A 24721-nucleotide genomic window follows, 5' to 3' on the forward strand; every position below is an offset into this window, starting at 1 on the left:
CGCGAATCACTGCATCGCGCGCTTGCGGCGCCGCAGCCACCACCACGCAGACGCGGCGATCGCGACCGCCGCGAGCGCACAGGCGACCGCAAGGCCCGGATGCCGCTGCAACGCCGCAAGGATGTCCTCCCAGTTGGTGCCGATCGTGCGCACCACCGCAATCAGCAGCGGCAACTCGATCGCGCCGGCGCCGCCGTCGAACAGCAGCACCTGCCGGGACGGCACGCGCAGCGAGCCGGCCGCGAACAGCATCGGGCTGCGCAACCCCGGAAGGAAGCGCACCGCCGCGAGGTAGCCGGGCCCCCACCTCTGCATGCGCCCCTGCAGCTGCGCGAGGCGCCGCGGCGGCAGCAGGCGCGCGAGCCGCGGGTGTTCGAGCACGCGCGTTCCCAGCAGGCGCCCCCAGTGCACGACGAGCAGGTCGGCCGTCATCACCCCGAGCCACGCGACCACGGCCAGCAGCACGGGATCCATCACCCCGCGCAGCGTCAACGCCGCGGCGACGACGACGAGCAGGTCCTCGTTGACGGGCAGCCCGAAGCCGCTCGCCGCCAGCGCGGCGAACACGAGCGCATAGGCCGGTGCTCCCTGCAGCGACTGCAGGAACGCCAGCACCTCGCCCATCACGTCCATGGGCGCGGCGACACGCGCAGGCTCAGCCGCGGATCAGGACGCCGCCGGCGGGCAGCTTGGAGGCCGCGTCGGCGCAGTTGCCCGGCAGCTGCTGCGCGGCGGGATCGACGCCGGGCACCCACACCCGGCACAGGCCGGCGGGCGGCATCGCCGACATCGGGATCACGATCGAGCCCGAGGCGCCCATCGCCGTCGTCGCGGGCGTCGTCGCGACGACGGCTGGGGGCGTGTTGACGACGACCGGGCGCGGGTTGACGGTGCAGGCGGCGAGCAGCACCAGCGGGAGCACGGCGAGCGAAATGCGGGCGAGGCGCATGGCAGGTCCCTGGAGGTTCGTTGTGACCGGAGGATGCTCGTCCGCGCGCGCGATGCCGTGTCGCGCCGATCCCGCAAAGTGCATCAGAACGCTGCACGGCGTAGCGCGCCGAACGGCGGTGTGACGGTTGCGTTGCCGTTGTTGCAAGCCGCGCGGTGCTCGGCTGGAGCGCAACGCGACAAGGTGGCGGCGGACCACGGCGGGCCGCAACTGGGTTAGAACCGGCGCGCAACTCCACCACGCCCGATGCGCCGCTTCCTCCTCGCCTCCGCCCTGCTCTCCACCACCTTGTACGCAACGGCGCAGGACGGCGGCCGCCCCTTGTGGGAGGTCGGCGGCGTCGCCCTCGGCGTGTCGCAGCAGGCCTACCCCGGCTCCAGCCAGCAGGTGCAGCGCGCGATCGCCCTGCCCTACTTCATCTACCGCGGGCAGTACCTGCGCGCGGACAGCGACGGCATCGGCGTGCGCGCGGTGAAGACGCCGCGCTACGAGTTCGACGTCAGCGCCGCCGGCGCGTTCGGCTCCAACGCGGACCACGACCCGATCCGCCGCGGCATGCCCAGCCTGGGCACGCTGGTGGAGGTCGGGCCGCGCCTGAAGGTGGATCTCGGCCCGGCTCCCGCCGGCGGACGGTGGCGCCTCGATCTCCCGGTGCGCGGCGTATTCGACCTCAGCCACCAGTTGCGCTACCGCGGCGCGGTGTTCCAGCCTGGGGTGACCTGGTCGCGCCGCGCGCCGGGCGCGCTGCTGTACGGCGTGGGCGCGAGCCTGCTGGTGGCCGACGAGCGCCTCGCGTCGACGTTCTACGAAGTCGAGCCGCGCTTCGCGAGGTCGTTCCGGCCCGCCTACGAAGCGCGCGCCGGCCTGCTGGGCACGCGCCTGTCGACGTGGTTCGGCAAGGACCTCACGCGCGACTGGACCCTGTTCGGCTTCGCCCAGCTGAATTCCGTGGCGGGCGGGGCCAACCGCGACAGCCCGCTGGTGCGCCAGGTGACGGGCCACACGCTGGGCATCGGCCTGTCGTACACGTGGCTGCGCTCCGAGGCGCGCGCCGCCGACTGAGGTCACGCGGGCGCCAGCCCTTTGCATCCTGTTGCGCACGGTTCGCGTGCGGCTTGCGAGCATGCGCGGCTGCACGACAAGGAGAACCCCCATGGAGAACCGCAACTTGGCCACCTGGGCCGCCATTGCCGCCGGCGGCTTCCTGCTGGCCGACCAGGTGCGCCGCCGCCATTCGCCCACGATGCTCGAGTCCCTGCAGGACGACCACGACGAGGACGTCGAGATGCGCCGGTCCAGCGGAACCAGCGCGCTGGGCCTGATCGCCCTGGCAGCAGGAGGCTGGTACCTGGCGAAGGTCCTGCGCGCCAGTCCAGGCGATTCGCGCATGTCGAACGTGCAGGAGTCGATCGAGCTCGACGTGCCCGTGCGCGCCGCCTACAACCAGTGGACGCAGTTCGAGGACTTCCCCAAGTTCATGGCCACCGTGCAGGAGGTCAAGCAGGTCGACGACACGCACCTGCACTGGAAGGCGCTCGTCGCGGGCAAGGTCAAGGAGTGGGACGCCGAGATCACCGAGCAGGTGCCCGACAAGCGCATCGCATGGCGCAGCACGGGCGGCGCGAAGAACGCGGGCGTCGTGACCTTCCACAAGATCGGCGACAACCGCACCCGGGTGATGCTGCAGATGGATTACGAGCCGGAGACCTTCGCGGAGAAGGCCGGGGATGCCGTCGGCGGCGTGAAGCTCACGGCCAAGGGCAACCTGATGCGGTTCCGGCAGCTGCTGGAGCAGCGCGGGACCGAGACCGGCGGCTGGCGCGGCGAAGTGCCGGTGCACTGAGGCACGGCCGCCGCGCGGGGCGGCTGCTCAGGCGCAGCCGTCCTTGCAGCGCCACTGGCGCGTGCCGGCGATCGGGAACGACACCAGCTGCGCGCGCGGCTTGTGGCGGCCGCAGCGGAAGCAGCTCATGGTGACACCGAAGGCGCTGCCGAACTCGCTGCCAGGCGTCTTCGACTGGTACCGCAACCCGCCGGAGCGGATGCGGGTCTTGGTGTCCTCGCCGCTCACCTGCGGGGCCTCATCGGGGGACGCGGCCCGCCCGTGCGCTCGGGCAGGTGCCGGAACATGATGCGGCCCTTGGTGAGGTCGTAGGGCGACATCTCCAGGGTCACGTCGTCACCCGCGATGATGCGGATGCGGTGCTTCTTCATCTTGCCGCCGGTGTAGGCGACCAGTTCGTGTCCGTTGGTCAGCACCACGCGGCACCGCGAGTCGGGCAGCACTTCGGCCACCTTGCCTCGCATCTCGATCAATTCTTCCTTGGCCATGGGGCCCTCCTGCGCATGCCGCCGGGCGGCACGCGCGCTGCGTTGCGGGATGTGCGTGGATCAGTAGCCGCGGCGGCCACCGAAGCCACCGCCGCCGCCGGAGCGCGGCTCCATCGGGCGCGCTTCGTTGACGACCAGGCCCCGGCCGCCCATGTCGCGGCCGTTCATGCCCTCGATGGCGGCCTGCGCCTCGGCGGGCGAACCCATCTCGACGAAGCCGAAGCCCTTGGAGCGGCCGCTGTCGCGGTCCATGATCACCTTCGCGCTGGTGACCGAGCCGAAGGCCTCGAAGGCCTGCTGCATGTCGCTGTCACTGAAGGAATACGGCAGGTTGCCGACGTAAAGTTTGTTGCCCATGGGGGGCCTCCATGCTGGATAGTGAGACCGCGATGGAGCCCGGATGCGTTCACAAACCCTTGAGGACGCGCGAAAAGCGAAGCTGACAATCACCGCAGAGAAAAGGCGCCGCTGGCTGCAGCGCACCCGGGATTATGCGCTCCGGCTGCCTCAGCAGGCCTTTCGGGCCCGGAAAGCCCCCAGCGCGGCCTAAAGCAGTTCCTTGGCCAGGTAGAACGTTCCCTCGCGCGCGCGGTGCCACCACGGCCGGCGCTGCCAGCGCTCCAGCTCGATCACCTGGGCGCGCGCCGCGTACTTCTGGAACACCTCGTCGAGCTGCGCGGCCAGCGCCTCGCTGCAGATGGCCAAAGTCACCTCGTCGTTGGTCTCGAACGAGCGGTCGTCGAAGTTGCTCGAGCCGATCGCCGACCACACGCCGTCGATCGTCATCACCTTCTGGTGCAGCAACGTGTGCGGGTACTCGTACAGCTTCACGCCGGCGCGCAGCAGCCGCTCGAAGTTGCGGTGGCCGGCGTACTGCACGATCGGGTTGTCCGAGCCGCTGGTCGAGGGCATCAGCACGCGCACGTCGACGCCGCGCTGCACCGCCTTGGCGAAGGCCTCGATCGCCTCCGGCTCGGGGATGAAGTACGGGTTCTGGATCCAGATGCGCTTCTGCGCCAGGCAGATCGCCGTGTGGTGCAGGATCTTCACCGTCGGCGCCGAGTTCTCCGGCTTGGCGAAGGCCACGTGCATCACGGTGTCGCCGGCGTGCTCGATCTTCGGGAACACGTCGTCGCCGACGAACAGCTCGCCGGTCTCGCCCGTCCAGTTCTCGCTGAACACCGACTGCAGCGAGCCCACGACCGGCCCGTGCAGCCACACGCTGAGGTCGGCGAAGTGCTTGCCGTCCTCCGCATTGCCCAGCCAGTCGTCCACGACGCAGTGACCGCCGGCAAAGCCTTCGCGGCCGTCCAGGATGCACAGCTTGCGGTGATCGCGGTTGTTGATCACGCCCAGGTTGCGCAGCGACCGCTTGTGGAAGAAGCGCACCTGGCATCCCGCATCGCGCATCTGCTGCACGACGTCCTTGCCGATCTTCCGCGAGCCGGTGTCGTCCAGCATGATGCGCACCTTGCAGCCGGCACGCGCCCGCTCGCAGAACGCCTGCGCCAGGCGCCGGCCCAGCTCGCCGTCCTTCCACAGGAAGGTCTCGAAGTGGACGGTCTTGCGCGCGGCCGCGATGCGCTCCAGCAGGAAGTCGAAGAACGCCCCGTTCTCGAACAGCTGCACGGAATTGCCGCCGACCGGCGTGCCCAGCGTCAGGCCGGCCAGCGACAGCGTGAGCTCCTGGATCGGCCGGTCGCAGTCGATGTTGAGCTTGGGATCGCGATGGGTGCGGATCGACCAGATCGCCAGCACCAGCAGGGCGATCAGCACGAGCGACGCCAGGCTCCACCAGGAGAAGTTCATGGCCCGACTGTGCGCGGGCGCGCGGACGCTGCCGTTCGGACGGCATCCCGACCCGCTGTGCGGCGCGGCGTACGGCTCAGGCGCGTTCGGGCGGGGTGGCCGCCTTGCGGCCGTCAAGCATGGACCGCAGCAGGTTCTCGCGATGCCGCCAGCCCATCCACGCGACGGCGGCCACATGCACCGCGACCAGGCCGAGCAACGTCCAGCCCAGGACCACGTGGATGCGTTCCATCACCGGGTCGCCCCAGAACGCATCGGTGTTCACGTACAGCCAGCCCGTGGCCGCCAGCGCGAGCACGACCGCCAGCAGGACGACGACCATCCACGCGCCCAGCGGGTTGTGGCCCAGGAAGCGCGGCTCGCGGCCCGCGGCCAGCTGGGCGGCGTAGCGGAGCGTGGCTCGTGGTCCCCGCAGGAAGGCGCCGAAGTGCGCGTGCTGCGACGGCCCGAAGCCCCACGCGATGCGTGCCAGCGCCGCGGCGCCCGCCACGTAGCCCGCCCATTCGTGCCAGCGCGAGTCCGTGAGCCAGCACGCGATGGCGGCGGCGGCGAGCAGCCAATGCAGCAGCCGCACGGGCCGGTCCCAGACCGGGACCCGTGCGCCGTCCGCGCCACGCGCGCGCGCCATCGCCAGGCTTACTTGCGTTCCTCGCCGACCTTCTCGAAGGTCTTGGGATTGAAGAACACCTCGGCGCGCTTGTTGTCCTGGTCGAAGCCATAGACCTCGTAGCAGCCGTTCTCGACCTTCACCTGGCGCACCTTCTTCCAGCCTTCGGCCTCGAGCTTCTTCTGCAGTTCCATCTGCGGGCGCCGTTCGGACTTCGGCACGTCGCACTTGAACTTGCCGTCGGCCATCGCCGCGCCGGCGGACATCGCCAGCGCCAGCGCCAGCAGGGGTTTCGTGATTTGCATGCTTGCTCTCCTTGTGGTTCCCTACACGTCGGCCCAGTGCCGCAGCAGGTTGTGGTACGTGCCCGTGAGGCCGACGATCGCCGGGTCGGCGTCGCCGAGGCGGCTGCGCAGGTCGCGCAGCCGGTTGTCCATGTCGAACAGCAGGCGGCGCCGCTCCTGGCTGCGCACCATGCTCTGGATCCAGAAGAACGAGGCGACGCGCGCGCCGCGCGTGACCGGCTCCACGCGGTGCACCGACGTGCCCGGGTAGACGACCATGTCGCCCGCGCGCAGCTTCACGCGGCGCGTGATGCCGGCCGCTTCCTCGACCACCAGTTCGCCGCCGTCGTACTCGTCCGGCTCGCTGAGGAACAGCGTGCACGAGATGTCGGTGCGCACCCGCATCGCGCCGCCCGGCAGGAAGCGGATGGCGGCGTCGACGTGGTCACCGAAGGTATTGGTCTCGCCCGAGTAGCGGTTGAACAGCGGCGGCGCGATGTGGCGCGGCAAGGTGGCGGAGAAGAATTCCGCGTTGCGCTCGAGCCCGCGCAGCACCAGCTGCTGCACCTGGCGCGCCGCATCGCAGGACTCGGGCAGCTGCTCGTTGCGCTTGGACAGCATCGCCTGCTCGCCCGCGGTCACGCGGCCGTCGGACCACGGGCCCGCGTCGAGCACGCGGCGCCCCGCCGCGACTTCGTCGGGCGCGAGGACGGCGCGCAGTTCGAGCAGCATGTCAGTAGCGGTACGCGACGCTGACCGTCGCGGCGCGGCCCGGGCCCTGGATCGCGAAGCCGGGATAGAGCTGGTCGCCGTAGATGCGGTTGGCCACGTTGTTCACGTTGAACTGCACGAACAGGTCGGGGGTGGCCTTGTACTCGGCCATCAGGTCCACCGACGCGTAGCCGCCGGCGCGGGCCGTGCGCTGCGCGGCGCCGGTGCTGCCCTGCAGCGCGAAGTTCTCGCTGGCGCCGTGCACGCCGCCCGCGACGCGCCACTGCGGGTCGACCTGGTAGCCGAGCCACGCGGCGGCCGTGTGGCGCGGCGTCAGGCCGACGCGCTGGCCGATGCTGGCCTGCGCGTTGGCGGCGCTGCCGGCCGCATCGATCTTCGCGGTCGGGATGAAGGAGTACGAGACGTAGACCTCCCACTGCGGGCCCAGGCGGCCGACCACGTCCAGCTCGATGCCCGCGGAGTGGCGCTGGCCCGAGAGCGTGAAGGCGGTGCCGGCGAAGTCGGCGTCGGTGGTGCGCTCGTGGAACTTCTCGGTGCGGAAGATCGCCGCGCGCGTGGACAGCTTGCCGTCCAGCCAGTCGAGCTTGGCGCCGGCCTCGATGTTGCGGCTCTTCTCGGGCGGGGTGTTCGCGTTCTGCTGCGTCGTGAACTGGTAAGTGTCCGCCGCCGTGTTGAACGAGGTGCCGTAGGAGACGTAGTAGCTGCTGGCCGCGTCGGGCTGGTACAGCACGCCGGCGCGGTAGCTCCACAGCGAGGGGAACCTGACCTCGGTCGTCGGCCGGCCGGTCAGGGCGCCGGCGGTGTCGTACGTGAGCTGGCCGGTGGTCGCCTGGAAGCGATCCCAGCGCACGCCGCCCACGACCTTCCACGTCGGCGACAGCTGCACCATGTCCTGCGCGTACAGGCCCAGCGAGCGGCCCTTGTAGTTGCTCGACTCCCGGTACAGCGGCCCCCGGCCGGTGCCGGTGAGCGTGGCGCCGTCGTCGGGCGTGCCGACCGTGGTCGGCGGCCGCGTGCCCAGCACGTTCCAGCTCGCGTTCTGGAAGCGCACCGCCTCCTCCCGCGCGACGTCGATGCCCGCGAGCACGTCGTGCCGCAGCCCGAACCAGCCGAACTGGTTCGAGTAGTCGCTCTGCAGCATGGTGGTGTCGTACTTGTCCTTGCGCGGCGTGAGCGAGCCGCGCGTGAGGATCGTCGCGTCGCCCACGTTGCCGCGCGTGGTCGGCTCGCCCAGCGTGGTGCCGAAGCGCGCGACCGAACTCCACTGCGCGCGCTTGAAGGTCCCGGTGCGTAACTGCGTCCGCAGCTCGCCTCCGCCGGCGAAGCGGTGCAGGTGCATCGCGCTCGCGTACGTCGCCGAGCCATCCATGGAATCGGACGGCGTGCCGTAGAAGTCCAGCGGGTTGGTCGGTGCGACGTTGCCACCGAGGTAGCCCACCGCGTTGCGCGGCACGTTGTTCGTGTTCAGGTGGAACAGGCCGACGTTGAACTCGTTGCGCGTGCCCAGGCCCCAGCTGTAGCTGGGCGCGATGCCGTTGCGTTCGACCCTGGCGCCGCCGTTGCCGGCCTTCGTCGCCATGGCGTTCAGGCGCAGTGCGGTTTCCTCGCCGGTGCGCTTGTTGAAGTCCACGGTGCCGCGCACGAGGCCTCCCGTGCCCGCTTGCACGGCGGTGTCCATCTGGTCGACCAGCATCGGCTTCTTGGTGACCTGGTTGACCACGCCGCCGGTCGAGCCGCGGCCGAAGATCATCGACGCCGAGCCGCGCATCACCTCGATGCGCTCCATGTTGAAGGTGTCGCGCTCGTACTGCGAGGGATCGCGCATGCCGTCGATCAGCAGGTCACCGGTCGTCGCGGCGGGAAAGCCGCGGATGCGGATGTCCTGGTCGGTGCCGTTCTCGGTCGCCGAGAAGGTGATGCCGGCGGTGTAGTGCAGCGCTTCCTTCAGCGTGTCCAGGCGCGCGTCGTCGATCAGCTTCTCGGTGATGACGTTGACCGACTGCGGGATGTCGCGCAGGTCCTGCGTGCCCTTGCCGATGCTGGTCTTCTTCGTCCGCAGCGAATCCTTGCCGTGGTTCTCGCCGCGCTCCTCGACGAGCACGGGCTTGAACTCCACCTGAGCGACCGTGGTCGGCGCCGGCGCGGGTGCCTCCTGCGCCCAGCCGACCGACGCGGCCAGCATCAGCGCCCCGAAGGGCAGCAGCGGCGCGGGCGCGCCGGACATCGATGCCGGCGCTTCTTCCCGGGGCGCCTGGGCGGACATGCGAACGGACAAAACGAACCTCCAGTTGTTGTTGGCGCACGCCTGGCGCTCGGCCGTGCTCGTCTGGAGGGGAGTGTATCCCTAAATGCGAATCACTTTTATTTGCGATCGCGAAATTTGCGGATGTGGCCACGCAGCGCACCCCCAACGGCTCAGTCGCTTTTCGCGCAGCGCGATGTGCCGTTTTCCAGCGCGTGCGACGAGCGATGGCGCACCGCCCGTTACGCGCCCGGTTCCAGTGGCAGCGCGGGCTACCTTCGCGCTCCCCCACCGCACCGGAGACCCGCCCTTGGACGACCTCGCCACCCTCCCCGACCTCGACCTGCGTCCCGCGCTGGACGGCCTGCAGCGTGACGGCATCACGGCTTGCAAAGGCGCGTTCAGCCGCGCCTTCGTCGAGGAGCTGCGCGAGGACATGATGACGGCGTTCTGGGACGCCATCCAGCGCCCCGGCGGCGCGGTCGGCCGCGGCCCGCGGCGCTGGTACGTCGAGGCGCACCCGCAGGCGTTCCGCGGCTTCAACGAGCTGGTGATGCACCCGTGGGTGCGCGCCATGGCCGAAGCCGTGCTCGGCCCCGACTACGAGATCGTCGAGATCGGCCTGGACGTGCCCTTCCAGGGCGCCAGGTACCAGCCCTGGCACCGCGACTTCCCGGCACCGCGCGAGAGCTACGAAGGCAAGCGCATCACCTCGTTGGCCTTCAACATTTCCGGCGTCGACGTCACGCCCGACATGGGCCCGCTGGAGGTGGCGCACGGCACCCAGTGGGACGACGGCCGCGAGTGGAAGCACCAGATGTTCCCGCCCGAGTCCACATGGGGCCGCTTTGCCGAACGCAGCGTGCGCAAGTTCCCGCAGGCCGGCGACATCAGCTGCCGCTCGGCGCTGACCATCCATCGCGGCACCGAGCACCTGTCGCCGATCGCGCGCCCGGTGCTCGTGATGGGCTTCGACGCACCCGGTGCCGGCCACGCCGCGCTGCACGACATGACCGTCACGCAGGATTTCCACGACCAGCTCCCGGCCGAGGCGCGCGAGCACCTCGTGTGCCGCGTCGTCGATCGCCTCGAGCCGATCGTGCAGAAGCACACGATCGAAGGCCTCGTGATGGCGGGCCAGCGCTGAGAGCCCGCCGGCCGCCGCGCCACAATCGGCGCATGCGGCTGGCGCGCCTTCCCTCTTCGTTGTTCTCGGTGGTGATGGCCACCGGCATCGTCGGCCTGGCCTCGGCCCAGGCCGGCTTCCGCTTCGCCGCCCTCGCGTTCCAGGGCATCGCCGCCTTCGCCCTGGCGGCCTGCTGGCTGCTCTACCTCGGCCGCCTCGCGCGCACGCGCCACGTGGTCGCGCAGGAACTCGCCGACCGCCGCCTGGCGCCCGGGCACTGGACCGCGGTTGCAGGCACGTCGGTCGTGGGCAGCGGGTGCGCGGTGCTGTGGGCCGACGTGCACTGGGCGGCCGCCCTGCTCGCGCTCGCGGCCACGGCCTGGCTCATCGTCACGGTGTCGATCGCCATCCATGTCGCGAGGGCACGAGCACCGGCAGCGCCGGTCGGCGCGCCTTGGCTGCTCGCGGTCGTCGCCCTGCAATCGCTGGCCGTGCTGGTCGGCTTCGTGTCGCCGGCGACCGCCACGCCGCTGCAGGCGTGGCTCGACACTGCGGCCCTCACCGCATGGCTGGCGGGGATCGCGATCTACCTCGTGCTGGCCATCCTGCTGGTGCGCCAACTGCTGCGCGGGCTCGACCGCATCGACTTCACGCCGGCCTGGTGGATCACCATGGGCGCGATGGCGATCTCCGCGCTCGCGGGTGCGCAGCTCGTCCTCGACGCGCCCGGCGTGCCCGTCCTGCAGCCGCTGCTGCCCGTCCTGCGCGCCGGCACGCTGGCGTGCTGGACCGTCGGCACGGCCTGGCTGCCGCTGCTGGTCGTGCTGCAGGTGCGGCGCGGCTCCTGGCGCTACGACTTCAGCCTGTGGACGGCCGTGTTCCCGCTCGGCATGTACAGCATGGCGAGCGCGCGGATGGGCACGGCGCTCGGCCTGCCCGCGCTGCACGCGGTCGCTGGAGCCGCCGTCTGGGTCGCGATCGCGGCCTGGCTGGCCACGGCCGGCGGCCTCTTGCGCCGCATGGCAGCCCGGCCGGCGCGCTGACCGCCCCACTCCATCCAGCCTTCCTGCAGTTCGTCGCGCCTTGCGGCAGTTCGTCGCAACCGCCTCGCGGCATCGGCGTACGGTGCCTAGAGTTCGCTCCATCGAAGCCTGAAACGCACTGCAAGGAGCCACCCATGACCACCGCCACCCACCACACCACGCCCTCGCTGCTGTCCCCGCTCCTGCGTGCCGGCATCGCCGTCGCCGCCGTGGCCTTCGTGGCCGGCGCGTGGATCGAAGCGGGCCAGTCGAGCCACCAGGCCGTGCAGGTCGCCCGCGGCCAGATCGAGCGCACGTACGTCACGCTGCCGGCGGTCGACGTGGTCGCCACCCGCCCGGCGAACGTCGCCGCCACTTCCTCGCGCCGCACCGCGTTCTGAGCACCTCCGTTTCCGGACCTTCCCCGCCCGCTTCGGCGGGCTTTTTTTCGCGTGCGCCACAATCGCGCCGCACGAGGAGAAGCACGACATGAGCGCACGCGCATGGTGGCTGCTGGCATGCGCCGGCCTGGCGAACGTGGCTGTGGGGCAGACGACGACGCCTTGCCCGCCGCCGCTGGCCTACGAGCAGTGGACCGCCGACACGCACCCGGTGCGCGCACTGTCGATCGACGGCCCCCGGGGCGGCCGACTCGCCTACCTGCCGGCGGAGCACTCGCGCGATCCGGCGCATCCGCAGCTCGCCGGCATCGAACGCGCGTGGAACGACCTGCATCCGACGCTGGCGTTCTACGAGGGACCGAACCGTCCGATCGCCGACAGCGCCGAAGCCACCGTGCGGCAGGCGGGCGAATCGGGCTTCGTTCGCTTCCTCGCGCAGCGCGACGGCGTGAAGCTCGCGCGGCTGGAGCCGCCGCCGCAGGACGAAGCCGCCTCCGTGCGCGAGCGCTTCGGCGCCGAGCGCACCGAGCTGTTCTACCTGCTGCGTGAAGCGGCTCAGCAACGTGACCGCCGGGGCGCGTCGCCTGAGGCACTGAAGGCGTCGATGGCGCAGCTGATCCCGCGAATGGCTGCCCTGCCCGGCATGCAGCCCGTGATCCGCAGCGTCGACGACCTGCAGGCCGCGTATGCACGCCACTGGACGTCGCCCGCGAACTGGTGGGAGGCGCCGATGGCCTGGTTCGATCCGCTGAAGGACGGCAAGGACACAGGCGGCGTGTTCACCAACGACGTGAACCGCGCCTCCAGCGCGTTCCGCAACGTCCACATGGTGCGCGTGCTGTCGCAAGCGGTGCGCGATGGCCAGCGCGTGATCGCGGTGGTCGGCGGCAACCACGTGCCGCTGCAGGAAGCGGCGCTGCGCTGCGAGATCGCTCGCTAGCGCGTCACAGCCCGCGCCGCATCCAGACCTGGTGCAGCGGCAGGCGCTTGGCGCCGAGCCGCTCGAGCGCCTCCCCGCCAACGCCGGGACGCTGCAGTTGCGGCACGTGCAGCGAGCGCCGCGGATGCGCGCGTCGCACGGCTCGCAACAAGCGTTCCGCATCCTGCTGCCCCGGTTCGCGGTCCAGCAGGCTGTGCACGTGCAGCCGCTGGTCGCCGAGCAGGGACACGATCACTTGCGCCTGGCCTTCGCGAAATGCCAGCAGCCCCGGCAACGCGCGCAGCGACGCCGGCGTGACCTGCAGCGGCAGGTCGATGCCGCACTGCTCCAGCCAGCCGAACGCGTCGTCGAGATCCACCGCCGGTGGCGCCGCAGCAGCATCGCCGCCAGGGGCCGCAAGCTCGTAGCCATGCAGCGCATCCACCACGCGGAAGCCGCGCCCTTCGTACAGGCGCAGCGCGCGCGTGTTCTGCGCGAAGCATTCGAGTTCGACCTGCCTGCAGCCGGTCTGCCTGGCGCGGTCGATGAAATCGTCCAGCAGCGCCGGCGCGGCGCCGGTGCCGCGCGCAGCCGGCACCGCCCCCATCGTCGCGAGCCGCCAGCTGCCGCACGCCGGCCGCGGCGCCACGAAGCAGAAGGCGGCCGGCGCGCCTTCGCGCATTGCCACCCTGCTCAGCGCCAGGTCCACGCCCTGGCGCCCGAGAAACGTCGGCCACTGCGCGACCGACAACTGGAACGGCCCGATCAGGTAGTCGGCGAAGGCCTCGACAAACGCCGCATGCAGCGCAACCGCATCGATTCCATCGCCCCTCTCCACGGGGAGTCCGCCTTCAGGCAAAGCTCGCCTCCAGCTCGTCCACCATCCGCCCGACAGAAGCCACCGCATCGCGGACCGGCTGCGGCGACGCCAGGTCGATGCCCACCTGTCGCATCAACTCCAGCGGCGGCAGCGTGCCACCGGCGCGCAGCACGTCCAGCCAGCCGGCGAACACCGCATCGCCTTCGCGGCGCGCTTTCTCGGCCAACGCCGTCGCGGCGACCAGCCCGACGGAGTACGTGTACGGGTACAGGCCGATGTAGTAGTGCGGCTGGCGCATCCAGGTCATCGCGGCGCCTTCGTCGATGGTCACCGTGTCGCCCCAGAACTTCTGCAGGATCGCCTGCTTGCGCTCGTTGAGCAGCTGGGCGGTGACGCCCTCGCCCGCCTCCGCCGCGCGGTACACCTGCCGCTGCAACTCGGCTTCCAGCAGGTGGGTGACGAAGTTGTGGTGGTAGGTGCCCAGCACCTGCATCAGCACCCAGCGGCGCATGCGCGCGTCGCCGCTGGCCTGCAGCACCTGCCGCGCGAGCAGCACCTCGTTCATGATCGACGGCGCCTCCACGAACGGCATCGCCGGGTGCGTGTTCACGTAGCGCTGGCTGCCGCCGGCCAGCTCGAAGTGGCCCGCGTGCCCCAGCTCGTGCGCGAGGATGAACGCGTCGCGCATCGAGTCCGTCCACGTCATGAGGATGTACGGATGCACCCGGTACGGCGAGGCACAGAACGCGCCGGACGACTTGCCCGTGTTGTCGGCCCGATCGATCCAGCGGCGCTGGAAGGCGTCGCGCACCAGCTGCTGGTACGCCGGGCCCATCGGCGCCACGGCTTGCAGGATCAGGTCCTCGGCTTCGGCGAAGGTGATGCGCGGCGAGTACGCCGCATCCAGCGGCGCCTTGACGTCGCAGTACAGCAGCCTGTCCAGGCCCAGCACCCGCTGGCGCAGGCGCGCGTAGCGCTGCATGTGCGGCGCGAGCTCGGCCTGGATCGTGTCCAGCACGTTCGTATACAGCTCGTGCGGCACCTTGTGCTGGTGCAGCAGGAACTCCTCGGTGCTCGTGTAGCCGCGCGCCTTGGCCAGCACCACGTTCTTGGTCACCTCGGTGCCGAACGTCGCGGCGAAAGTGTTCTGGTACGGCACGAGCCCCTCGCAGAACGACTTCCACGCGGCGCGGCGCAGCTCGTGGTCGGGCGACCCCTCGTACGTCCACTCGTAGAGGTTGAACGAGTTCGGGTACTCCTTGCCGCCGGCCGTGAACGGCGCGAACTGCATGTCGCCGCTCTTGCCGCGCTGGTAGATGGTGAACGGCGCCTCGAGCACCTCGCCCAGGCTCGCGAGCACGCGCTCGGTCTCGGCCGACAGCATGTGCGGCTTCAGGCTCGCGAGGTCGTCCAGGCTGGTGCGGTGCGCGGCCAGCGCCGGCTGCTCGGCGAGGTACCGATCCACGGTGCCGTCCGGCAGCGCGAGGATCTCGGTGTCGACGAACTTGGTCGCGGCGTCCACGCGCGCCGCCACGCCGCCGGCTTGCGACAGGTCGGCCTGGTGCGCCGGATCGCCGCCGTCCCCGGCATTGCGCAAGCTCGCGAAGATGCATGCGCGTTGCAGGCGGGCCTGCAGGACGTCGCGTGCATCGAGGCACGCCAGCAATCGGCCCGCGCCTTCGCCGAGCCGGCCGCGGTGCACCGTCACCGTCTCCAGCGCCTGCTCGATCGAGGCGAGCTCGGCCAACCATGCGTCGCGCGTGGCGAACAGATCGGCCAGGTTCCACGTCTGCTCGGGATCGACTTCGGCGCGCGTGAGGGGCTTGTTCATGGCCAAAGTATCGCCTGCTGGGCCAGCGCCTCCCGCCGGGAACCTTTGGCGCGCGGTCGAGGTCCACCCTGCCATGCTGCGTGCCTTCCGCGACCTCCTGAACGACATCCTTCCTTCCGACACCGCCGCCCCGCCGGGCGAGCCGTCCTTGCGCCTCGCGGCGGCCGTGCTGCTGATGGAAGTGATGCGCGCCGACGGCGGCGGCATCGGCGCCGACGAGCGCCATGCCGCGGCCGTGGCCCTGCAGGAGCAGTTCGGCCTGGCCGACGGGGAATGGGAACCGCTGCTGCGCCAGGCCGAACAGGAATCGCGCACGGCCTACGACTACTTCCGCTTCACCAATCCCCTGGACCAGCAGCTGGCACAGCCCGCCAAGGTCGACTTCATCGAAGCGATGTGGCGCGTCGCGCTGGCCGACGACCAGCTCGGCGTGGCGGAGAACTCGGTGATCCGGCAGGTGGCCGAGCTGCTGCACGTCACGCACGGCGAGTACATCGCCGCCAAGCTGCATGCGCGCGAGGCGCAGGGCGCAGCCTGATCAGGCGCCGGGCGGGCGCAACGCGAAGAAGTCGGGCCGCACCGCCTCGTAGCCCGCCGCCACGTCCAGCAGGAAGGCATCCGCGCCATGCGGCGCGAGCAGCTGCACGCCCATGGGCCAGCCCCGCTGCGGATGGAATGCGGCGGGCAGGCTGATCGCGGGCAGCGCGCCGAGCGTCGCGTAGATCGTGCACTCCATCCAGCGGTGGTAGGTGTCCATCGCGCGGCCGGCAACGGATTGCGGCCAGCGCTGCCCGACCGGGAACGGCCAGGCCTGCGCGACCGGCAGCGCCAGGACATCCCAGCGCTCGAACAGCCTTCGCAGGTGGTGGAACCAGCGCGTGCGCTGCTGGCTCGCGGCGTGGAATTGCGCGAACGTCAGCTCCCGCGAGCCCTCGTATTCCCACAGCGCTTCCGGCTTGATCTGCTCCCGCGCGTTCGGCAGCGCGAGCAGCGCCTGCACGCGCGGACCCACGAGCGCACGCCGCCACGTGAGCCAGCAGTCCCACAGCGGCGCCGGATCGACGCCGAGCGCCGCGTCTTCCACGATCGCGCCGGCGTCTTCGAAATGCGCCAGGCCCCCGCGGCACGCATCGAGCACGCCGTCTTCGGTGGCGAGATGGCCGCCGAGATCACCCAGCCAGCCGACCTTCAAGCCACGCAAGGCCGATGCGCGATCGGCGCGCGGCGTCCACTCGAAGCGCGACTGCAGTGACAACGGGACGCGCGCATCCGGCCCGGCTTGCACCTGCAGCAGGCGCGCGACGTCGTCGACCGTGCGGCCCATCGGCCCTTCGGTGCCGAGCTGCTCGACCCACACGTCCGGTCCCGGACCGAGCGGCACGCGCCCGGAGGTGGGCCGCATGCCGATCACGTGGTTCCAGCCGGCCGGGTTGCGGAGCGACCCCATGAAGTCCGAGCCATCGGCGACCGGCAGCAGGCGCTGCGCGAGAGCGACGGCCGCGCCGCCGCTGCTGCCGCCCGGGCTCACGGCGGGGTCCCAGGCATTGCGCGTCGCGCCGAACAGTTCGTTGAACGTGTGCGATCCCAAGCCAAGCTCGGGCGTGTTGGTGCGACCGACCACGATGCAGCCGGCCGCGCGCATGCGTTCGACCATCACGCTGTCCCGCGGCGCGCGGTGCTTCGCCAGCAGCGGGCTGCCGCGCGTGGTCGGGAAGCCGGTCGTCTCCGAGAGGTCCTTGATCGCCTGCGGGATTCCGTGCAGCCAGCCGCGGCTCTCGCCGCGCGCCAGCTCCGCGTCACGCTCGTCCGCCAGCGCGAGCAGCGCCTCGTCGGGCGCCAGGTTCACGATGGCGTTGAACGCCGGGTTGATGCGGTGGATGCGTTCCAGGAACGCCTGCATCACCTCGCGGCAGGAGACCTGGCGCGCGTGGATGCGCGCCGAAAGTTGCGATGCGTCGAAATCCGTCAGCTCGCCCACGGTGGAGGCAGGCCCCGCGCGGCGGCGCTCAGGGCTGGGGCGCGGGCGGCGGCTGGTCGGGGCCGCCCTCGGGCTGCTCTGCCGACTGCTCGTCGTCCTGGGCCGGGCCGACGCCGGCCTTCCGGTCGGCGCGGGCCTTCAGCTTGTCTTCCTTCTTGCGCTGCTTGGCCAATTCTTTCTGGCGCTTCTCGAATCCGTAATTGGGTTTGGGCACGGCGCCGTTCCTTCGGTTGCGATGCAGCCAATGTAAGCCATACCGTCGCAGGCCGGAATGCCGGCGCCCGCGCAAGCTCTGCGGGACGGGCCTCAGCCCGGGCTGGCCGTCGTCTTCAACGGATCCTCGGCCGGCGCCAGCACGCCGAGGAGGTCGGACGTCGTGCGCAGCACCAGGTGCGCGCCGGTCGCGCGCAGTTCGTCTTCGGTGCCGAAGCCGCACAGCACGCCGACGGTCTGCGCCTGCGCCGCCAGGCCGGTGCGGATGTCGATGGTGGTGTCGCCGATCATCAGGCACTCGTGCGGCGCGACGCCCATCTGCGCGGCCGCATGGAGCAAGGGCTCGGGATGCGGTTTCATCCGCGCCGTCGTCTGCGCGCCGATGACGGCGGCGAAGTGCTCGCGCACGCCGTAGTGCCGCAGGAAGCGGTCCACGCGCGCGGCGCCGCCGGTGGAGATCGTGCACATCGGGAAGCGATCGGCCAGCGCGACCAGCATCTCCTGCACGCCCGGCACCATCTCGTGCGGCACCTCGTCGATCGCTTCCGGGTTGCGCGTGTGCGCCGGGTCGACGCCGCGGCGCTTGATGGCCTGCAGCCGCTCGCGCAGCCGCGTCAGCGGCACGTCCCAGCCCAGCTCGTCGAGCTTGGCATACGCGCCATGCACCGGCGTCTCGGCCGCCATCACCACCTGCCGCGCCACGCGCTCGGCCCGGCGGCCGCTCACCAGCGGGACGGCGTCGATCCACGTGGCCAGCCGCGCCACGATGTGGTCATCCGTGTCGGCCAGCGTGCCGTCGACGTCGAAGCAGAGGGCGCGGATGCGCCCGAAGTCCAGCCCCATGCACCCAAGCTAGCACCGGCGCCCGCGCGACTTCGTCGGACGAGGCGCCCAGCCAACACCGGCGCGACTCCCGGCACGCCTGTTCCCCCTGTAACAGGGAACCGGCGGCCTGCGGCTGAGCCTGCTCCCGGATCGTTTCTAATAGCGGCCGACACGCGGGCCCTTCGGGGCCCGCTTCGATTCATGGCCACCGCAACCCCCTTCTGCAGCCCCGACCTCGTGCGCCTCCTGGGCGGATGGGTTGCCGCGCCCGCGGCCGACATGGGGATGGACTTCGCCGAGCGGCTGGCGCTGCGGCTGGGGCCGCTGGACGCGATCGCGCTGCAGGGCCTGCACCAGCAGCTGCACGCGGGGCGTTTTCCGGCGCGACGCACGCCGGCCACGCTGGCGCGCACGCTCGGCGACGACGTCGAGCGCGTGCGAAATGCGCTCGACAAGGCGATCGCGCAGGAGGTGGAACCCTTCTTCGAACTCCAGCTGCCCAGCCGCAAGGGCGAAGGCGCCCAGCCGCCGTCGATGGCCGACGCCATCGGCACCGGCTACCAGCGCCGCCACGCGGCCCTGCAGCGGCAGATGGAGCAGATGGCCGAGGCGCTGCGCGACCACGTGCGGTCGGTGCTCTCGGGCGCTGAACCGCGGCTGCAGCAACTGGCCGCCATGGACGCGGTGCTGGAAAAAGTGCTCGCCGCGCGCGAACAGGCCGCCTGGCCGCGCACGGCCCGCGTCCTGGAACAACGCTGGCGCCACTGGCGCCGCACGCACGATGCGCAGGCGCCGCAGGACGTCGCGGCCTGGACCGCGCCGGGCGGCTGGGTGCACGCCTTCGCGGCCGAATGGCGCGAGGCGCTGCGCGCCGAGCGCGACCTGCGCCTGCAACCGGTGGCCGGCCTCGTCGAGGCCGCCGCCGAAGGACACGACCACTGACATGAGCACGACCCGATTCTTCGCCGCCGCCTTCGCGCTGGGCCTCGCGGCCATCGCCTGGGTGGCGCAGGGCTTCGTCGGCAGCAACTGGCTGGCGTTCGCCATGACGCTGGGCATCGCCGCGGTGTACCTGCTGGGCGCCTGGGAGCTGCGCCGCTTCCGCGCCGACACGCACACGCTGGCCGCCGCCTGCGACGGTGCCGCGCCTGCGAGCCTGCAGGACTGGCTGGCCCGCGTGCCCGCCGCCCTGCGCCACGCGGTGCGGCTGCGCGTCGATGGCGAGCGCGCCGGCCTGCCCGGCCCCAACCTGACGCCCTATCTCGTCGGCCTGCTTGTGATGCTGGGCATGCTCGGCACCTTCCTGGGCATGGTGGTCACCTTCAAGGGCGCGGTGTTCGCGCTGGAAGGCTCCACCGACCTGCAGGCGATCCGCGCCGCGCTGGCCGAGCCAATCCGCGGCCTGGGCCTGTCGTTCGGCACGTCCATCGCCGGTGTCGCATCGTCCGCGATGCTGGGCCTGATGTCGGCGATCGCGCGCCGCGAACGGCTCGACGCCGCACGGTTGCTCGAGCAGCACGTGGCGACCACGCTCCGGCCGTTCTCGTACGCGCACCAGCGCGACGAAGCCTTCCGCGCGTTGCAGGCGCAGGCCTCCGCGCTCCCGAACGTGGCGCAGCAGCTCGAAACGCTGCTGGACCGGCTGGAAGCGCGCAGCAAGCAACTCGACGAGCAACTGCTCGCCGGCCAGGTCCGCTTCCACGCGGAAGCGACGCAGTCGTACGAACGGCTGGCGCGCGACGTCGGCACGTCGCTGCAGGGCAGCCTGGTCGCCGCGGCGACGGCTGCGGGCGACAGCATCCGGCCGGTGGTCGCGTCCGCGATGGACCGCATCGCCGAGGAATCCCGGAGGCAGAACGCGCGCCTGGCCGAGGAATCGCGGCACCAGAACGAGCACCTGGCCGACTCCGCACGCGCGCAAGTCGACGCGCTGGCCGCTTCGTTCCGCGAGACGAGCGAGGCTGTGGTGGCTTCGTTCCGCGACACCAGCGACTCGCTGGCGGCCTCGTTCCGTGACGGCAACACGGCGCTGGCATCCACCGTCGGCCACACGCTCGCGGCGTCGCAGAAGGACCACGCCGCGCGCGAACAGCAGCGCCTGCAGGCCTGGACCGAATCGCTGCACGCGTTGGCCGGCCGGCTGGAATCGCAGTGGCAGCAGCTCGCGCACGACACCGTGCAGCAGATGGCTGCCCTCGGCGGGGCCATGGAAGCGCCGGTGCAGCGCCTGCTGCAGACCGCGTCCGACGTACCCGCCGCCGCGGCCGGCGTGCTGGCGCAACTGCGCGAGGAAGTCGCGCGCACCGCCGAGCGCGACAACGTCGCGCTGCAGGAACGCACGCTGCTGCTGGACAGGCTGGGCACGGTGCTCGAGGAAGTGCAGCAGGCCTCGGGCGCGCAGCGGCAGGCCATCGCCACCCTCGTCGAGTCGACGACGGCCGTGCTGGCCAAGGCCGGCGACCAGTTCGGCGACGTGCTGGAGGCGAACGCGGACCGCACCGGCGAGGCCGCGGCCCACGTTGCCGCGACGTCGCAGCAGATGACCGAACTGGCCCGCGCCTTCGGCGAGGGCGTGCAGCAATTCCAGGCCAGCAACGAGAAGGTGCTGGGCACGCTGGCGCAGGTCGAATCGACGCTGCAGCGCTCCATCGAGCGCAGCGACGAGCAGCTGGCGTACTACGTGGCGCAGGCGCGCGAGGTCATCGACCTGAGCATCGCGTCGCAGGCCGACGTGGTCACGGCGTGGCAGAAACTGCAGGGCCGCGGCAAGGCCACTGTGGTCGCCGACGAGAGCGCGGCATGAGCGTTCTCTCGCACGAGGACGACGAAGGGCTGCAGTCCACTGCGCCCGTCTGGGCCGTGTTCGGCGACCTGATGGCCGGCCTGCTGGGCGCGTTCGTGCTCGTGCTCGTCGGCGTGCTCGTCGTGCAGATGGATCTGGTCGCCAACCTCAACACCGAGATGCAGAAGCGCAAGCAGGAGGAGGCCCGCCGCATCGCGCTGGAGAAGGCGCTCGCCATCCCGCTGGCGACGGGCCGCGTGACCGTGAGCAATGGCCGCATCGGCATCAGCGGCAGCGTGCTGTTCGCGACGGGCAGCGACCAGCTGCGCCCCGACGGCCGCCAGCTGCTGCGCAGCCTGGTGCAGCCGCTGCGCGTCTACCTGGGCGAGCGCAACGAGCTGCTGATGGTCAGCGGCTTCACCGACGACCAGCCGGTGTCCAACCGCAACAAGCAGTTCGCCGACAACCTCGAGCTGTCCGCGCAACGCGCGTTGACCGTGACCCGCGCGCTGATCGACGAGGGCATGCCGTCGTCGCAGGTGTTCTCGGCCGCGTTCGGCGCCGAGCAGCCGGTGGCGGCGAATGCCACCGAGAACGGCCGCGCGCTGAACCGCCGCGTCGAGATGGCGCCCGTGCCGCGCGCACCTGTCCCCACCAAGCCATGACCGTGCGCGGCGCGTTCACCAGCTGGCTGCCGCGGCACGACGCGAGCGAACTGGCCGGCGCGCGCCGCTTCCGCCACGCGTACGCGCAGGTGCAGGCCGTCGACCGTGTCGCGCAGGTGCTGGCCCGCAAGCCGCGCAACGCCGGCCCGCTGAACTCGCACACCCTGGTGCTGCAGACCCTGGGCAAGGTGCAGGAGCTCTCGCCCGCCTACCTGCGGCGCACCGTTGAATTGATCGAAGCGCTCGACTGGCTGGAGCAGGCCGGCACGGCGCCCGCGCCGGCCAAGGCGCCGCGGCGCAAGCGCTGAGCTGTTGGCATTGCGGGCTCGACCCGCAATCCACACCCAGCGCGAATGCACGCATGGATTCCGGCTTTCGCCGGAATGACAGAGAGCGTTGTCATTGCGGGCTCGACCCGCAATCCACACGAAGGGGCGCACGCCCCGCACGAATCAGGCCCGCGCCTGCGCCTGCGCAAGTTGCCTCTCGGTCACGTCGCGCCCGACGGCGAACACGCCCTTCACCTGCCCGTTCGCATCGCGCAGCAGGCCGAACGAGAAGTCCACGTACATCCGGCGGCCGTCCTTGGGCACGGCGCGCGTCGTCAGCACCTTGCCCTGCGCGCGCAGCTCGCCACTCGCGACCGCACGCGCAAAGCCTGCGTCGTGCGCGGCTCGCAGGCGCTCGGGAATGATCCCGTGCATCGGCTGGCCCAGCATCTCGGCGGCCGCATAGCCGAACAGCATCTCCGCACCGCGGTTCCACGCGCGCACGATGCCTTGCGTGTCGCTCACGATGACGGCTTCGAGCATCTGCTCGAGCAGCAGCGCGTGGAAGTCGGGCGGGAGGGGCGTCGTCTCGATGGCCATGGGTGGACGATACTCCGTGAAATGCATGGGGACCCATGCACCTGCCGAAAGGACACCGTGGACACGCTCGACACCCGCCTGACCCGCCAGCTGGACCTCCGATGCCCGATCGTGTCGGCGCCGATGGCGTTCGCCGCCGGCGGTGCGCTCGCAGCCGCGGTCACGCGCGCTGGCGGGCTCGGCCTCATCGGCGGCGGCTACGGCGACGCGGCGTGGCTCGAGCAGCAATTCGCGCTGGCGGAAGGCGAACGAGTCGGCGTCGGCTTCATCACCTGGTCGCTTGCGAAGCAGCCTGGCCTGCTGGACACGGTGCTGCGGCACCGTCCCCGCGCGGTGATGCTGTCGTTCGGTGACCCGCGCCCGTTCGGTGATGCGATCCGCGCCGCGGGCGCCGCCCTCTTCTGCCAATGCCAGGACATGACGCACGTCCGGCAGGCACTCGAAGCCGGCGCGATCGCCATCGTCGCGCAAGGCACCGAGGCCGGCGGCCACGGCGCGCTGCGCGGCACGCTGTCCTTCGTGCCCGAGGTCGCGGACCACCTCGCGGCCCACGCGCCCGACACGCTGCTGCTCGCCGCGGGCGGGATCGCTGATGGCCGCGGACTGGCGGCGGCGCTGATGCTCGGCGCCGACGGCGTGCTCATGGGCACGCGCTTCTGGGCGACGCACGAGGCGTTGGTGAAACCCACGCACCATGGCGCCATCCTCGCGGCCGACGGCGACGCCACCTTGCGCACGCGCACGCCCGACATCGTCCGGCAGCTACCTTGGCCGCCCGGCTTCACCGCCCGCATTCGCCGCAACGCGTTCACGCAGCGCTGGCACGGCCGGGAGGACGCGCTGCAGGCAGCGCTCGACGTCGAGACGCCGCGCTACCGCGATGCCTGGGAAGCGGGTGACATCGAGCAGGCGGCCGTGTGGTTCGGCGAAGCCGCGGGCCTGGTGCACGCGATCGAACCGGCCGCCGAGGTGGTGCGGCGCACGGTGAACGAGGCTTTCGAGCGGCTGCGCACCGCCCCCAGCTGACGCTCAGCGCCAGCCCCGCTGGACCAGGTCGCCCTCGGCCTTCGCGTCCAGCGTGCCGCCCGCGGCCTGCGCATCGACCGTCGCGAGCACCACGCCCGGCAGGACGCTCGCGGCTTGCCGCAGTCCCCCCGTCGTCGCGTCGACGCGCGGCGCGAGCACCGCAACCTGCCAGCTGCCCGCCTCGCGGCACGCCAGGCCAGCCATCCGCTGCGCCGTGAACGTCCGGCAGTAGCGGCCCTGCTTGTCGGCGAACGTCAGCTGCACCTGCACGGGGCCCGCGGCGTCCTTCGCCAGCTGCGTTTCCAGCGCACGGGCCAGCGGCCCGGCGGCCACCAGCCCGCCATCGCGCTGCGCGACCAGGTCGCCGCTGCCGCCGCCGGCCAGGCGGCTGCCGACGGCCAGGCCGAGCACGAGGCTGGCCGCCATCCCGCCCCACGTCGCCCATGGCGGCAGGAATCGCGGGCTGTTCGCCGCATCCGCGCGGCGGCGGCGTTCAGGGGCCCGGTCCACCGGATTCGCGGCAGGCTGGCCGAGGAGCGCGGCCAGCCGGTCCGGCACCGGCTCGCGCAGCACGCCCTCGAACGCGGACGCGATCCGCGAGCGCTGCGCACGAACGGCATCCACGCGCGCTTGCAGGTGCGCATCGCCCGCGAGGTCCGATGCGAAGGCGCTCGCGCGCCCGGCCTCGAGTTCGCCATCGGCGAACGCGGTCACGTCCTGGTCGGTCCAGCTCATGGTTCCTGCTCCACCGTGGACGCCGGCGCATCGCCCAGCATCCGCTGCAACACCTCGCGCGCCCGGGCGAGACGGCTCGTCAACGTGCCCACCGGGATGCCCAGCACCTCGGCGGCTTCCTTGTACGACAGCCCTTCGACCAGCACCAGGCCGACGACGGCCCGCTGGTCATCGCCCAGTTGCCCAACCGCCTTGCGCACCGCGAGTGCATCGATCTGCGCGTCGGTGGGCGAGGCGCAGATCTCCACCGCCTCGTCCTCGTGCACGACGGTCCGGCCGCGCCGCTCGCGCGCCCGCACCTCGTCGATCCATGTCGTCTGCATGATGCGAAACATCCAGCTGTCCAGCCGCGTCCCCGGCGCCCATTGCCCGATCCGCCGCAGCGCCTTCTCCACCGCGGCCTGCACGACGTCGTCCGCGTCGTCCGGGGACCGCGTCAGCGCGCGGCCGAAGCGGCGCAACCGTGGAAGCAGCGCGGCGATCTGCAGCCGCAGGTCGTCGGGGGTGTCGGGCATCTGTGCAAGGACAACGAGCGAGGCGCGGATTTTCTTCCAT

At 71.4% G+C, this 24721-nt stretch carries 29 protein-coding genes and 1 pseudogene; 12 read left to right on the forward strand and 18 right to left on the reverse strand.

Features of this window, described 5'->3' with window-relative positions; all coding sequences use genetic code 11:
• Positions 1-6: 6 nt before the first annotated feature.
• Both I8E28_RS13805 and I8E28_RS13810 read right to left on the reverse strand, forming a co-directional pair.
• Positions 7-624: a DedA family protein gene (locus I8E28_RS13805; RefSeq protein WP_200788624.1), complete on the reverse strand. Its 618-nt coding sequence runs from the start codon at positions 622-624 to the stop codon at positions 7-9.
• Between the two features lie 31 nt (positions 625-655).
• The gene (locus I8E28_RS13810; RefSeq protein WP_200788625.1) at positions 656-949 is read right to left on the reverse strand and encodes a hypothetical protein; all 294 of its coding nucleotides are present in this window, start codon (positions 947-949) and stop codon (positions 656-658) included.
• A gap of 246 nt (positions 950-1195) precedes the next feature.
• Between I8E28_RS13810 and I8E28_RS13815 the strand changes: the two genes are divergently transcribed.
• Positions 1196-2011, forward strand: coding sequence for a MipA/OmpV family protein (locus I8E28_RS13815; RefSeq protein ID WP_200788626.1), 816 nt, complete (start codon positions 1196-1198; stop codon positions 2009-2011).
• Between the two features lie 91 nt (positions 2012-2102).
• A complete protein-coding gene (locus I8E28_RS13820) occupies positions 2103-2792 on the forward strand; it encodes an SRPBCC family protein (protein WP_239027238.1) in 690 nt (229 codons plus the stop codon).
• A gap of 27 nt (positions 2793-2819) precedes the next feature.
• Here I8E28_RS13820 and I8E28_RS13825 read toward each other — a convergent pair whose 3' ends face one another.
• From I8E28_RS13825 to I8E28_RS13860, 8 genes and pseudogenes are all read right to left on the reverse strand, one after another.
• On the reverse strand, positions 2820-3020 hold the full coding sequence (locus I8E28_RS13825; RefSeq protein ID WP_200788627.1) for a hypothetical protein: 201 nt from the start codon (positions 3018-3020) through the stop codon (positions 2820-2822).
• Positions 3017-3280, reverse strand: coding sequence for a translation initiation factor IF-1 (gene infA, locus I8E28_RS13830; RefSeq protein WP_200788628.1), 264 nt, complete (start codon positions 3278-3280; stop codon positions 3017-3019). Before infA ends, I8E28_RS13825 begins: the two co-directional genes overlap by 4 nt.
• A gap of 63 nt (positions 3281-3343) precedes the next feature.
• Positions 3344-3637, reverse strand: a pseudogene (locus tag I8E28_RS13835) (RNA recognition motif domain-containing protein); the annotation flags it as partial.
• A 189-nt stretch (positions 3638-3826) separates the two neighbouring features.
• On the reverse strand, positions 3827-5089 hold the full coding sequence (locus I8E28_RS13840) for a phospholipase D-like domain-containing protein (protein ID WP_200788630.1): 1263 nt from the start codon (positions 5087-5089) through the stop codon (positions 3827-3829).
• 76 nt (positions 5090-5165) lie between these two features.
• Positions 5166-5717, reverse strand: coding sequence for a cytochrome b/b6 domain-containing protein (locus tag I8E28_RS13845; protein WP_200788631.1), 552 nt, complete (start codon positions 5715-5717; stop codon positions 5166-5168).
• Between the two features lie 8 nt (positions 5718-5725).
• The gene (locus tag I8E28_RS13850) at positions 5726-6001 is read right to left on the reverse strand and encodes a PepSY domain-containing protein (RefSeq protein WP_200788632.1); all 276 of its coding nucleotides are present in this window, start codon (positions 5999-6001) and stop codon (positions 5726-5728) included.
• 21 nt (positions 6002-6022) lie between these two features.
• Positions 6023-6712 (reverse strand): Fe2+-dependent dioxygenase, encoded by a 690-nt coding sequence (locus I8E28_RS13855; RefSeq protein WP_200788633.1) that lies wholly within the window; start codon positions 6710-6712, stop codon positions 6023-6025.
• Position 6713: 1 nt separating this feature from the next.
• Positions 6714-8936, reverse strand: coding sequence for a TonB-dependent receptor (locus tag I8E28_RS13860; protein ID WP_239027239.1), 2223 nt, complete (start codon positions 8934-8936; stop codon positions 6714-6716).
• Between the two features lie 328 nt (positions 8937-9264).
• On the opposite strand from I8E28_RS13860, the gene I8E28_RS13865 reads away from it, so the two are divergent.
• From I8E28_RS13865 to I8E28_RS13880, 4 genes are all read left to right on the forward strand, one after another.
• Positions 9265-10101: a phytanoyl-CoA dioxygenase family protein gene (locus I8E28_RS13865; RefSeq protein WP_239027240.1), complete on the forward strand. Its 837-nt coding sequence runs from the start codon at positions 9265-9267 to the stop codon at positions 10099-10101.
• A gap of 32 nt (positions 10102-10133) precedes the next feature.
• On the forward strand, positions 10134-11123 hold the full coding sequence (locus I8E28_RS13870; RefSeq protein WP_200788635.1) for a tellurite resistance/C4-dicarboxylate transporter family protein: 990 nt from the start codon (positions 10134-10136) through the stop codon (positions 11121-11123).
• Positions 11124-11257: 134 nt separating this feature from the next.
• Positions 11258-11503 carry a hypothetical protein gene (locus tag I8E28_RS13875; protein WP_200788636.1) on the forward strand — a complete coding sequence of 82 codons (246 nt, stop codon included), beginning with the start codon at positions 11258-11260 and terminating at the stop codon, positions 11501-11503.
• 88 nt (positions 11504-11591) lie between these two features.
• Complete coding sequence (locus I8E28_RS13880) at positions 11592-12443, forward strand: hypothetical protein (RefSeq protein WP_200788637.1); 852 nt, start codon at positions 11592-11594, stop codon at positions 12441-12443.
• Positions 12444-12447: 4 nt separating this feature from the next.
• Here the strand turns inward: I8E28_RS13880 and I8E28_RS13885 are convergent, their stop codons facing one another.
• Positions 12448-13260, reverse strand: a complete 813-nt coding sequence (locus tag I8E28_RS13885) for a GNAT family N-acetyltransferase (protein ID WP_200788638.1) — start codon at positions 13258-13260, stop codon at positions 12448-12450.
• Positions 13261-13273: 13 nt separating this feature from the next.
• Positions 13274-15073 (reverse strand): oligoendopeptidase F, encoded by a 1800-nt coding sequence (gene pepF, locus I8E28_RS13890; RefSeq protein ID WP_200788639.1) that lies wholly within the window; start codon positions 15071-15073, stop codon positions 13274-13276.
• 73 nt (positions 15074-15146) lie between these two features.
• Between pepF and I8E28_RS13895 the strand changes: the two genes are divergently transcribed.
• Entirely contained in the window at positions 15147-15611 is a 465-nt protein-coding gene (locus I8E28_RS13895; protein WP_200788640.1) for a tellurite resistance TerB family protein, read from the forward strand.
• Here the strand turns inward: I8E28_RS13895 and I8E28_RS13900 are convergent, their stop codons facing one another.
• The 3 genes from I8E28_RS13900 to I8E28_RS13910 form a co-directional block, all read right to left on the reverse strand.
• A complete protein-coding gene (locus tag I8E28_RS13900) occupies positions 15612-17051 on the reverse strand; it encodes an amidase (RefSeq protein WP_200788641.1) in 1440 nt (479 codons plus the stop codon).
• A gap of 28 nt (positions 17052-17079) precedes the next feature.
• Positions 17080-17265: a hypothetical protein gene (locus tag I8E28_RS13905; RefSeq protein ID WP_200788642.1), complete on the reverse strand. Its 186-nt coding sequence runs from the start codon at positions 17263-17265 to the stop codon at positions 17080-17082.
• 92 nt (positions 17266-17357) lie between these two features.
• Entirely contained in the window at positions 17358-18107 is a 750-nt protein-coding gene (locus tag I8E28_RS13910; protein ID WP_200788643.1) for an HAD family hydrolase, read from the reverse strand.
• 183 nt (positions 18108-18290) lie between these two features.
• On the opposite strand from I8E28_RS13910, the gene I8E28_RS13915 reads away from it, so the two are divergent.
• Genes I8E28_RS13915 through I8E28_RS13930 form a run of 4 tightly spaced genes read left to right on the forward strand, consistent with a single transcriptional unit; the run spans position 18291 to position 21844 of the window.
• The gene (locus tag I8E28_RS13915) at positions 18291-19031 is read left to right on the forward strand and encodes a DUF3348 family protein (RefSeq protein WP_200788644.1); all 741 of its coding nucleotides are present in this window, start codon (positions 18291-18293) and stop codon (positions 19029-19031) included.
• A gap of 1 nt (position 19032) precedes the next feature.
• The gene (locus tag I8E28_RS13920; RefSeq protein ID WP_200788645.1) at positions 19033-20892 is read left to right on the forward strand and encodes a hypothetical protein; all 1860 of its coding nucleotides are present in this window, start codon (positions 19033-19035) and stop codon (positions 20890-20892) included.
• A complete protein-coding gene (locus I8E28_RS13925; protein WP_200788646.1) occupies positions 20889-21536 on the forward strand; it encodes an OmpA family protein in 648 nt (215 codons plus the stop codon). Before I8E28_RS13920 ends, I8E28_RS13925 begins: the two co-directional genes overlap by 4 nt.
• The gene (locus tag I8E28_RS13930; protein ID WP_200788647.1) at positions 21533-21844 is read left to right on the forward strand and encodes a DUF2894 domain-containing protein; all 312 of its coding nucleotides are present in this window, start codon (positions 21533-21535) and stop codon (positions 21842-21844) included. The genes I8E28_RS13925 and I8E28_RS13930 overlap by 4 nt, the downstream gene beginning before the upstream one ends.
• A gap of 144 nt (positions 21845-21988) precedes the next feature.
• On the opposite strand, the gene I8E28_RS13935 is transcribed toward I8E28_RS13930, so the two are convergent.
• A complete protein-coding gene (locus I8E28_RS13935) occupies positions 21989-22405 on the reverse strand; it encodes a PAS domain-containing protein (protein WP_200788648.1) in 417 nt (138 codons plus the stop codon).
• Between the two features lie 57 nt (positions 22406-22462).
• Between I8E28_RS13935 and I8E28_RS13940 the strand changes: the two genes are divergently transcribed.
• Positions 22463-23431 (forward strand): NAD(P)H-dependent flavin oxidoreductase, encoded by a 969-nt coding sequence (locus tag I8E28_RS13940; RefSeq protein WP_338050783.1) that lies wholly within the window; start codon positions 22463-22465, stop codon positions 23429-23431.
• Between the two features lie 3 nt (positions 23432-23434).
• Here the strand turns inward: I8E28_RS13940 and I8E28_RS13945 are convergent, their stop codons facing one another.
• Positions 23435-24166, reverse strand: a complete 732-nt coding sequence (locus I8E28_RS13945) for an anti-sigma factor family protein (RefSeq protein WP_200788650.1) — start codon at positions 24164-24166, stop codon at positions 23435-23437.
• Positions 24163-24681, reverse strand: a complete 519-nt coding sequence (locus tag I8E28_RS13950) for an RNA polymerase sigma factor (protein ID WP_200788651.1) — start codon at positions 24679-24681, stop codon at positions 24163-24165. Before I8E28_RS13950 ends, I8E28_RS13945 begins: the two co-directional genes overlap by 4 nt.
• Positions 24682-24721: the final 40 nt, after the last annotated feature.

It is taken from the genome of Ramlibacter algicola (genome assembly GCF_016641735.1).
Classification (GTDB): domain Bacteria; phylum Pseudomonadota; class Gammaproteobacteria; order Burkholderiales; family Burkholderiaceae_C; genus Ramlibacter; species Ramlibacter algicola.

Coding starts and splice junctions, on each gene's coding strand:
- I8E28_RS13845 (WP_200788631.1), bottom strand. CDS start 5,717: ATGGCGCGCGCGCGTGGCGCGGACGGCGCACGGGTCCCGGTCTGGGAC.
- I8E28_RS13935 (WP_200788648.1), bottom strand. CDS start 22,405: ATGGCCATCGAGACGACGCCCCTCCCGCCCGACTTCCACGCGCTGCTG.
- I8E28_RS13915 (WP_200788644.1), top strand. CDS start 18,291: ATGGCCACCGCAACCCCCTTCTGCAGCCCCGACCTCGTGCGCCTCCTG.
- I8E28_RS13945 (WP_200788650.1), bottom strand. CDS start 24,166: ATGAGCTGGACCGACCAGGACGTGACCGCGTTCGCCGATGGCGAACTC.
- pepF (WP_200788639.1), bottom strand. CDS start 15,073: ATGAACAAGCCCCTCACGCGCGCCGAAGTCGATCCCGAGCAGACGTGG.
- I8E28_RS13875 (WP_200788636.1), top strand. CDS start 11,258: ATGACCACCGCCACCCACCACACCACGCCCTCGCTGCTGTCCCCGCTC.
- I8E28_RS13930 (WP_200788647.1), top strand. CDS start 21,533: ATGACCGTGCGCGGCGCGTTCACCAGCTGGCTGCCGCGGCACGACGCG.
- I8E28_RS13810 (WP_200788625.1), bottom strand. CDS start 949: ATGCGCCTCGCCCGCATTTCGCTCGCCGTGCTCCCGCTGGTGCTGCTC.
- I8E28_RS13850 (WP_200788632.1), bottom strand. CDS start 6,001: ATGCAAATCACGAAACCCCTGCTGGCGCTGGCGCTGGCGATGTCCGCC.
- I8E28_RS13820 (WP_239027238.1), top strand. CDS start 2,103: ATGGAGAACCGCAACTTGGCCACCTGGGCCGCCATTGCCGCCGGCGGC.
- I8E28_RS13910 (WP_200788643.1), bottom strand. CDS start 18,107: ATGGGGCTGGACTTCGGGCGCATCCGCGCCCTCTGCTTCGACGTCGAC.
- I8E28_RS13920 (WP_200788645.1), top strand. CDS start 19,033: ATGAGCACGACCCGATTCTTCGCCGCCGCCTTCGCGCTGGGCCTCGCG.
- I8E28_RS13840 (WP_200788630.1), bottom strand. CDS start 5,089: ATGAACTTCTCCTGGTGGAGCCTGGCGTCGCTCGTGCTGATCGCCCTG.
- I8E28_RS13880 (WP_200788637.1), top strand. CDS start 11,592: ATGAGCGCACGCGCATGGTGGCTGCTGGCATGCGCCGGCCTGGCGAAC.
- I8E28_RS13805 (WP_200788624.1), bottom strand. CDS start 624: ATGGGCGAGGTGCTGGCGTTCCTGCAGTCGCTGCAGGGAGCACCGGCC.
- I8E28_RS13925 (WP_200788646.1), top strand. CDS start 20,889: ATGAGCGTTCTCTCGCACGAGGACGACGAAGGGCTGCAGTCCACTGCG.
- I8E28_RS13855 (WP_200788633.1), bottom strand. CDS start 6,712: ATGCTGCTCGAACTGCGCGCCGTCCTCGCGCCCGACGAAGTCGCGGCG.
- I8E28_RS13950 (WP_200788651.1), bottom strand. CDS start 24,681: ATGCCCGACACCCCCGACGACCTGCGGCTGCAGATCGCCGCGCTGCTT.
- I8E28_RS13870 (WP_200788635.1), top strand. CDS start 10,134: ATGCGGCTGGCGCGCCTTCCCTCTTCGTTGTTCTCGGTGGTGATGGCC.
- I8E28_RS13815 (WP_200788626.1), top strand. CDS start 1,196: ATGCGCCGCTTCCTCCTCGCCTCCGCCCTGCTCTCCACCACCTTGTAC.
- infA (WP_200788628.1), bottom strand. CDS start 3,280: ATGGCCAAGGAAGAATTGATCGAGATGCGAGGCAAGGTGGCCGAAGTG.
- I8E28_RS13895 (WP_200788640.1), top strand. CDS start 15,147: ATGCTGCGTGCCTTCCGCGACCTCCTGAACGACATCCTTCCTTCCGAC.
- I8E28_RS13860 (WP_239027239.1), bottom strand. CDS start 8,936: ATGTCCGGCGCGCCCGCGCCGCTGCTGCCCTTCGGGGCGCTGATGCTG.